Raw genomic sequence first — 8,084 nt, forward strand, 5'->3', positions numbered from 1 at the left:
CGTTAGGCGCTGCCGTTGTGTGGAATTGCGGATAAAGCGGTACGCCGCCCGCCGCGCCTACAAGAATTCTGTGGCGCCTGAGTAAATGAGGCTTTCGATATGACTCAAAGCAATCCCCGGCCACTGGACGGCATTACCGTGGTCAGCCTGGAACACGCCATCGCTGCGCCGTTTTGCACCCGCCAACTCGCGGATCTCGGTGCGCGGGTGATCAAGGTGGAGCGTCCCGGCAGCGGCGACTTCGCCCGTGGTTACGACGAGCGCGTCAGCGGTCTGGCCTCGCACTTCGTTTGGACCAACCGCTCCAAGGAGAGCCTGACCCTCGACCTCAAACAGAACGATGCCACCCAGGTGCTCGACAGCCTGCTGGCCAGCGCCGATGTGCTGGTGCAGAACCTGGCGCCTGGCGCCGCCGCACGTATGGGGCTGTCGTTCGAGGCGCTGCATGAGCGCTTCCCCAAGCTGATCGTCTGTGACATCTCTGGTTATGGCGAAGGCGGCCCGTACGAGCAGAAGAAGGCCTATGACCTGCTGATCCAGAGCGAGGGCGGCTTTCTCTCCGTCACCGGTGGGCCGGGCGAGGAGGAGATGGCCAAGGCCGGTTGCTCCATCGCCGATATCGCTGCCGGCATGTACGCCTACACCGGCGTGCTCTCGGCGCTGATGCTGCGCGGCAAGACCGGTATCGGCAGCCGCGTCGACGTGTCGATGCTGGAAAGCCTGGTGGAGTGGATGGGCTACCCGCTGTACTACGCCTACGACGGCGCCACGCCGCCACCGCGTGCCGGCGCGGCACACTCGACGATTTATCCCTACGGCCCGTTCCCCGCGGGTGATGGCGGCACGGTGATGCTCGGGCTGCAGAACGAGCGCGAATGGGCGGCCTTTTGCGCCAAGGTACTGGAGCAGCCGTCGCTGGCCACTGACGAACGTTTCAGTGCCAACGCCAAGCGCTCGGCCAACCGCGCCGAGCTGCGCGAGATCATCCTCGCTGCCTTTGCGCAGATGAGCGCCGCGCAGGTGATCGAACGCCTGGAGCAGGCGCAGATCGCCAATGCCCAGGTCAACGACATGGCCGGCGTCTGGGGCCATCCGCAACTGCAGGCGCGGCGGCGCTGGCGTCAGGTTGACAGCCCCAGCGGCAGCCTGCCGGCGCTGTTGCCACCAGGGCGCAATAGCGCCTTCGAACCGCGGATGGATGCCATTCCCGCACTGGGCCAGCACACCGACGCGCTGCTCGTCGAGCTGGGCTATGCCGCCAGCGATATCCAGCGTCTGCGCGAGCATGGGGCGATCTGATTTCGCCTGTGTAGGGTGCGCCGCGCGCACCGATAAATCCAAAAGCTGGTGCGCACAGCGCACCCTACGGGAAATGTATGAAGCCACAGATCATCCGCAGCGCCCTGTTCGTGCCAGCCAGCCGGCCGGAGCGTATTCCCAAGGCCCTGGCGGTCGGCGCCGATGCGGTCATCGTCGACCTGGAAGACGCGGTGCAGGAGAGCCTCAAGGTCGAGGCGCGGGCCAATCTCGATGCCTTTCTCAGCGCCAACCCCGAGGCGCGCTTGCTGGTGCGCATCAATGCGCCCGAGCATGCCGGGCATGCCGCCGATATCGCGCTCTGCGCACGGCATGCCGGGGTGATCGGCGTGCTGCTGCCCAAGGTGGAGTCCGCCGGCCATGTGGCGCGCGTTGCCACGTGCGGCAAGCCGGTCTGGCCGATCATCGAAAGCGCGGCGGGGCTGTTGGCGCTGGCGGAAATCGCTGCCGCCAAGGGTGTCGAACGGCTGTCGTTCGGTGCCCTCGATCTCGGTCTGGACCTGGGTTTGAGCAGCGGCTCGGCCGCCGCCGAACGCATCCTCGATCAGGCGCGTTATGCCCTGCTCCTGCAATCGCGTGTAGCCGGCCTGGCCGCGCCGCTGGACAGCGTGTTCCCGGCCATCGAAGACCGTGAAGGCCTTGCCCGCACGGCGCGTGATGCCCGTGACATGGGCTTCGACGGGCTGCTGTGCATCCACCCGAGCCAGGTTGAAATCGTTCACCGCGCGTTGTGCCCGGCAGACGAGGAACTGGCCTGGGCGCGCCGGGTGATGACCGCCGCCAGCGGTGGCGCTGGGGTGTTCGTGGTCGACGGCCAGATGGTCGATGCTCCCGTTTTGGGCCGTGCCCGCCGTCTGCTGCAACGCGCCGGAGAAAGCCTGCCCTGAAAACCGGTCGGCGGCGCTGAGCCGCCAGCCATCTCGTCCCACGTACCGACCTACAAAAACAATGAGGTAACGTCATGTTCAAACTCACCGCCAAGGCACTTGCCTGTGCCGCCATTCTCTCCTGTGCCGGTCTGGTCCAGGCTGCGGATGACCCCATCATCATCAAGTTCGCTCACGTGGTGGCGGACAACACGCCCAAGGGACAGGGTGCGCTGCTGTTCAAGCAACTGGCCGAAGAACGCTTGCCAGGGCGGGTGAAGGTGGATGTCTACCCCAACTCCTCGCTGTTCGGTGACGGCAAGGAAATGGAGGCGCTGCTGCTCGGCGAAGTGCAGATGCTGGCGCCGTCGCTGGCCAAGTTCGAGCAGTACGCCAAGCCGGTGCAGCTGTTCGACCTGCCGTTCCTGTTCGACGACATGGCCGCCGTCGACCGCTTCCAGGCCAGCCCCGAGGGCCGCGCGCTGCTGACCTCCATGGAAGACAAGAACATCACCGGTCTGGCCTACTGGCACAACGGTCTGAAGGTGATGTCGGCGAACAAGCCGTTGCGTGACCCGGCCGACGCCCGTGGTCTGAAATTCCGAGTGCAGGCCTCGGCGGTGCTGGAAGAGCAGTTCAAGGCGGTACGCGCCAACCCGCGCAAGATGAGCTTCGCCGAGGTCTATCAGGGCCTGCAGACCGGCGTGGTCAACGGCACCGAGAACACCTGGTCGAACTACTACAGCCAGAAGGTGCATGAGGTGCAGAAGTACATGACCGAGTCCGATCATGGCCTGATCGATTACATGGTGATCACCAACACCAAGTTCTGGAAGGGGCTGCCGGACGACGTGCGCAGCGAGTTGGAAACGATCATGGCCGAGGTGTCGCTGGAGGTGAACAAGCAGGCCGACGACCTCAACCGTACCGCCAAGCAGGACATCGCCAAGGCCGGCAGCACCGAGATCATCGAGCTGACTCCGGAGCAGCGTGCCGAGTGGCGTGAGGCGATGCGCCCGGTGTGGAAGAAATTCGAAAGCGAGATCGGTGCCGAGCTGATCGAGGCGGCGGAGAAAGCCAACCAGGGTTGAGCGTCGACCCTGAAATGAAAACGCCCGGTGCATGCACCGGGCGTTTTTTGTCGCGGCCGAGCATCACAGCCCGGCTTCCTGCATCCACTTCGGTTTGGGATAACGTCGATCCGACTTGCCGGCCTTGAGGATGGCACCCGGCACGTCGTGGCCGATCAGCTCGGGCAGGGTGGCGGCCGCTGCGAGCAGGGCGTCGAGGTTTACCCCGGTGTCCAGGCCCATGCGCTGGAACATGTGCACCAGATCCTCGGTGCAGATATTGCCGCTGGCGCCCGGTGCGTAAGGGCAGCCGCCGAGACCGCCGAGCGAGGCGTCGAAACGGTCGATACCGGCTTTCAACGCCGCCAAGGCGTTGGCCAGGCCCATGCCCCGGGTGTTGTGGAAGTGTGCGGTGAACACGGCCTCCGGCCAGCGCGCCACGGCGGTGGCGCAGATGCGCTCGACCTGGGCCGGGTCGGCCATGCCGGTGGTGTCGCACAGGGTGATGCCCTGTACGCCGATGTCCAGCAGGCGTTGAGTCAGTTGGTAGACGCGGGCTTCGCTGACTTCACCTTCGAATGGGCAGCCAAAGGTGGTGGAGAGCGAGGCATTGATGAACACGCCGCTGCCCCGGGTGACTTCGATGATCTCGACGAACTGCAGCAGCGACTGCTCCGGCGTCATGCGCAGGTTGGCCAGGCCATGGCTGTCGCTGGCCGACATGACCAGGTTGATCTCGTCCACCGCGCACGACAGCGCCCGCTCGCAGCCCTTCACGTTGGGCACCAGCACGGTGTATTCGACGCCTGCCACGCGTTGGATGCCGCGCATCACTTCTTCGGCGTCACGCAGGTTGGGAATGGCCTTGGGCGAGGTGAAAGAGGTGACCTCGACTTTCGCCAGGCCGGTGTGGGAGAGACGGTCGATCAGGAGGATCTTGTCTTCGGTCGGGACGAAGGAGGCTTCGATCTGGAAACCGTCGCGGGTGGCGACGTCCTGGATATAAAGGCGTTTGCTCATGGTGTGATCCCGGTTGCTCGAGGCGTAGGGTGCGCTGTGCGCACCGGCTTGTACGGTGTGGATGTCGTGGTGCGCATGGCGCACCCTACGAAGCTGTCGTGGGTGGTGGTCCCCCTAGGGGGACTCAATTGCCCCTGTAGCCCGGATGCAAACCGGGAAAATGCACCGGCAATCCCCGGATTTCATCCAGGCTACGGACCATCCATCCCGCGTGGCTCAGATGATCCCGCGCTCGCGCAGGCCAGCGACCTGCTCGTCACTCAGGCCGAGGCCGGCGAGTACGTCATCGGTGTGCTCGCCCAGCTGCGGGCCGCCCGTGCCGATGCGTCCCGGGGTGCGGCTGAGCTTGGGCAGTACGCCCGGCACTTTCAGCTGCCCGGCGCTGGTCTGCACCTGCTCGATCATCTGCCGCGCCAGGTAGTGCGGGTCCTGCACGATGTCGGCGGCGGTGTAGGGGTAGCCGGCCGGGACGCGTGCGCCCTTGAGCGCTTCGATCACTTCGTCACGGCCACGCTGGGCGGTCCATTCGGCGATGGCGTTGTCGATCAGTTCGGCATGCTGGCTACGGCCATCGTTCTGTGCCAGGCGTGGGTCGTTGCCCAGGTCATCACGGCCGATCAGGCTCATCAGGCGCTTGTAGATGCTGTCGCCGTTGCCAGCGATCAGCACGTAGCTGCCGTCGTTGCACGGGTAAGAGTTGGACGGGGTGATGCCGGGCAGGGCGCTGCCGGCCGGTTCGCGGATGTAGCCGAAGGCGTCGTACTCGGGAATCAGGCTTTCCATCATGGCGAATACAGACTCGTACAGCGCCACGTCGATCTCCTGGCCCTGGCCGCTGCGCGCACGCTCTTGCAGGGCCAGCAGCACGCCGATCACGCCGTACAGCGAGGACAGCGAATCACCGATGCTGATCCCGACGCGCACGGGCGCCTGGCCGGGATAGCCGGACAGGTGGCGCAGGCCGCCCATGGCTTCGCCGATCACGCCGAAGCCCGGCAGGTCACGGTAGGGGCCAGTCTGCCCGTAGCCGGAGATGCGCAGCATGATCAGTTTCGGGTTGATGGCTTTCAGCGCGTCGTAGCCCAGGCCCCAGCCTTCCAGCGTGCCGGGGCGGAAGTTCTCCACCAGCACATCGGCTTCACTGACCAGTTGGCGGACGATGTCCTGCGCTTCGGTTTCCTTCAGGTTCAGCGTCAGCGAGCGCTTGTTGCGCGACTGCACATGCCACCAGAGCGAGGTGCCGTCCTTGATCTTGCGCCATTTGCGCAGCGGGTCGCCGATGCCTGGCGGCTCGATCTTGATCACGTCGGCGCCGAATTCGCCGAGCAGTTTGCTGGCGAAGGGACCGGCGATCAGCTGGCCCATCTCGATGACCTTGAGCCCCTGCAGGGCCATGTTGCCGGTATTGCTTTGAGTCATGACTGCACCCGATTTGCCTGTGCGTTTCTTGTGATGCGCAGAATGGCGCAGTGATGCGGTGCGGACAATTGCTTAATGGTCAAGCTAGGCTTCGCGTACGACGAAGTGTCATGCTGTAAACCGGCTTTGCTGTGTTGATATGGCATCGCTGCTTCGCCAGGCACGAAACGGAGAATCTTCATGCGGCGTATCGATTTCGTCACCCTCAAGCTGTTCGTGGCCATCGCCGACGAGCGCAGCCTGACCCGCGCCGCCGAGCGCGAGCATCTGGCCCTGGCGGCAGTCAGTAAGCGTGTCAGCGATCTGGAGAGCCAGCTTGGCATTGCGCTGCTCTATCGGCAGCCCAAGGGCGTCGAGCTGACCCCGGCCGGTCATGCGCTGCTGCACCACGCGCGCAACATGATGGACAACCTCGAGCAACTCAACGCCGACCTCAGCGAGTTCAGCGAGGGGGTCAAGGGCCATGTGCGCATCCATGCCAATACCTCGGCGGTGATCGAGTTCCTGCCCGAGGACCTGGCCAGCTTCAGTCGCCGCCATCCGCAGGTGAAGATCGATCTGGAAGAGCGCGTCAGCAGCGAGACCATTCGTGCGGTGCGCGAAGGGCTGACCGATATCGGTATCTTCGCCGGGCATGTGCCGGCCGATGATCTGCAGGTGTTCACCTACCGCCACGACCAGTTGGTGCTGGTCACGCCGCGCGACCATCCGCTGGCCGAGCGTGACGGCATTCACCTGCGCGAAGCGGTGGGCTACGACTTCATCGGTCTGCAGCAGGACGCCTCGCTGCACAGCCTGTTGCAGCACTCCGCGCACAATCAGGGCATGGCGCTGCGTCTGCGCATCCAGGTGCGCAGTTTCGAAGCGATCTGTCGGATGATCCACACCGGTATGGGCGTCGGTGTATTGCCAGACCTTGCCGTACGTACCTACTTGCCGGCGCTCGATGTACGGGTGATCCCGCTGCATGATCCCTGGGCCAGGCGCGAACTGAAGGTGGCCGTGCGCAATCTGGACAGCCTTTCGCTGACCGCGAAGCAGATGCTCGACCACTTGCGGGGCAGCCAGCTGACAGAGGGTGAGAAAGCTCTGCCTTCGTGAATGCCGAAGGCTCGGTTGTTCAAATGTGAATTTCAGCCAGAGGGAAGGGCGGGGTAGAGTCCGGCCAATCGAAGGGGTTCACCCTCGACGCTCAGACAAAAACAACAGGAGCTCTCCATGAAGTTCTCATTCGTTCGTCGCGGCCTGGCCGGCGTACTTGCCGGTTGCGCACTGCTTGGCGCGATTTCGGCACAGGCTGCCGATCCTATCTTGATCAAGTTCTCCCATATCACTGCCGACAGCACGCCGAAGGGGCAGGGCGCGCTGATGTTCAAGAAACTGGTGGACGAGCGCCTGGCCGGCAAGGTCAAGGTCGAGGTCTACGCCAACTCCTCGCTGTATGGCGATGGCAAGGAAATGGAAGCGCTGCTGCTCGGTGAAGTGCAGATGCTGGCGCCGGCACCCTCCAAACTCGAGCAGTACACCAAGCAACTGCAACTGTTCGACCTGATGTTCCTCTTCGATGACGTGGCGGCCGCACAGCGTTTCCAGGCGTCGGACAAGGGCAAGGCACTGCTCAAGTCGATGGAAGACAAGGGCATCACCGGTCTGGCCTACTGGCTCAACGGCATGCGCCAACTGACCGCCAACAAACCGCTGGTCGAACCCAGTGACGCCCGTGGGCAGAAGTTCCGCGTGCAGCCGTCCGACCTGCAGGCCGCACAATACAGCGCACTGCGTGCGGTACCCCGGAAGATGGCTTTCGCCGAGATCTACCAGGGCCTGCAGACCGGTGTGGTCAACGCTCAGGACAACCCCTGGTCGAACATCTACTCGCAGAAGTACTTCGAGGTGCAGAAGTACATGACCGAGTCCAACCATGCCATCGGCAACTACGTGCTGATCACCAACACCAAGTTCTGGAACGGTCTGCCGGCGGATATCCGCAGCGAGCTGGAGGCGATCGTCGACGAGGTCACTGTCGAGGTGAACAAGCAGGCCGAGGCGCTCAATGCCAAAGCGCGTCAGGGCATTCTCGATACCGGCAAGAGCGAGATCATCACCCTGACTCCCGAGCAGCGTGCTGCCTGGCGTGACGCCGTGCGCCCGGCGTGGAAGAAGTTCGAAGCCGATATCGGTGCGGACGTGATCGAAGCCGCTCAGGCCGCCAACCAATAAGTTCCCCCAGAACCACCCCGGGCCCACGCACCCGGGGTGGTTCGCCATTCAGCACCGCCTAAGCCGGTGTTTGCCAATGACGAATATCGCGCCGGTTCTGGCTCGGTTAGATTCGTCCGACTCCTGACAATCACAACAACCCACGGAGATGCCGATGGATGCCTTGCGGCGC

General features: G+C 64.1%; 7 protein-coding genes. 5 read left to right on the forward strand and 2 right to left on the reverse strand.

Annotation, left to right across the window (positions count from 1 at the left end):
* Nucleotides 1-99: 99 nt before the first annotated feature.
* From ACJRW5_RS07615 to ACJRW5_RS07625, 3 genes are all read left to right on the forward strand, one after another.
* Nucleotides 100-1,299: a CaiB/BaiF CoA transferase family protein gene (locus tag ACJRW5_RS07615; RefSeq protein ID WP_484569917.1), complete on the forward strand. Its 1,200-nt coding sequence runs from the start codon at nt 100-102 to the stop codon at nt 1,297-1,299.
* Nucleotides 1,300-1,376: 77 nt separating this feature from the next.
* The gene (locus ACJRW5_RS07620; RefSeq protein ID WP_484569918.1) at nt 1,377-2,204 is read left to right on the forward strand and encodes an HpcH/HpaI aldolase/citrate lyase family protein; all 828 of its coding nucleotides are present in this window, start codon (nt 1,377-1,379) and stop codon (nt 2,202-2,204) included.
* 74 nt (nt 2,205-2,278) lie between these two features.
* A complete protein-coding gene (locus ACJRW5_RS07625; RefSeq protein ID WP_484569919.1) occupies nt 2,279-3,274 on the forward strand; it encodes a TRAP transporter substrate-binding protein in 996 nt (331 codons plus the stop codon).
* A 63-nt stretch (nt 3,275-3,337) separates the two neighbouring features.
* Here the strand turns inward: ACJRW5_RS07625 and ACJRW5_RS07630 are convergent, their stop codons facing one another.
* Both ACJRW5_RS07630 and ACJRW5_RS07635 read right to left on the reverse strand, forming a co-directional pair.
* Nucleotides 3,338-4,273: a hydroxymethylglutaryl-CoA lyase gene (locus tag ACJRW5_RS07630; RefSeq protein WP_484569920.1), complete on the reverse strand. Its 936-nt coding sequence runs from the start codon at nt 4,271-4,273 to the stop codon at nt 3,338-3,340.
* A 216-nt stretch (nt 4,274-4,489) separates the two neighbouring features.
* The gene (locus ACJRW5_RS07635) at nt 4,490-5,692 is read right to left on the reverse strand and encodes a CaiB/BaiF CoA transferase family protein (protein ID WP_484569921.1); all 1,203 of its coding nucleotides are present in this window, start codon (nt 5,690-5,692) and stop codon (nt 4,490-4,492) included.
* Nucleotides 5,693-5,872: 180 nt separating this feature from the next.
* Between ACJRW5_RS07635 and ACJRW5_RS07640 the strand changes: the two genes are divergently transcribed.
* Together ACJRW5_RS07640 and ACJRW5_RS07645 are read left to right on the forward strand one after the other, a co-directional pair.
* Nucleotides 5,873-6,793 (forward strand): LysR family transcriptional regulator, encoded by a 921-nt coding sequence (locus ACJRW5_RS07640; RefSeq protein ID WP_484569922.1) that lies wholly within the window; start codon nt 5,873-5,875, stop codon nt 6,791-6,793.
* A 117-nt stretch (nt 6,794-6,910) separates the two neighbouring features.
* Entirely contained in the window at nt 6,911-7,912 is a 1,002-nt protein-coding gene (locus ACJRW5_RS07645; RefSeq protein ID WP_484569923.1) for a TRAP transporter substrate-binding protein, read from the forward strand.
* The last annotated feature ends 172 nt before the right edge of the window (nt 7,913-8,084 follow it).

The sequence above is a fragment of the Pseudomonas pichavaramensis genome, assembly GCF_050473265.1.
GTDB lineage: Bacteria > Pseudomonadota > Gammaproteobacteria > Pseudomonadales > Pseudomonadaceae > Aquipseudomonas.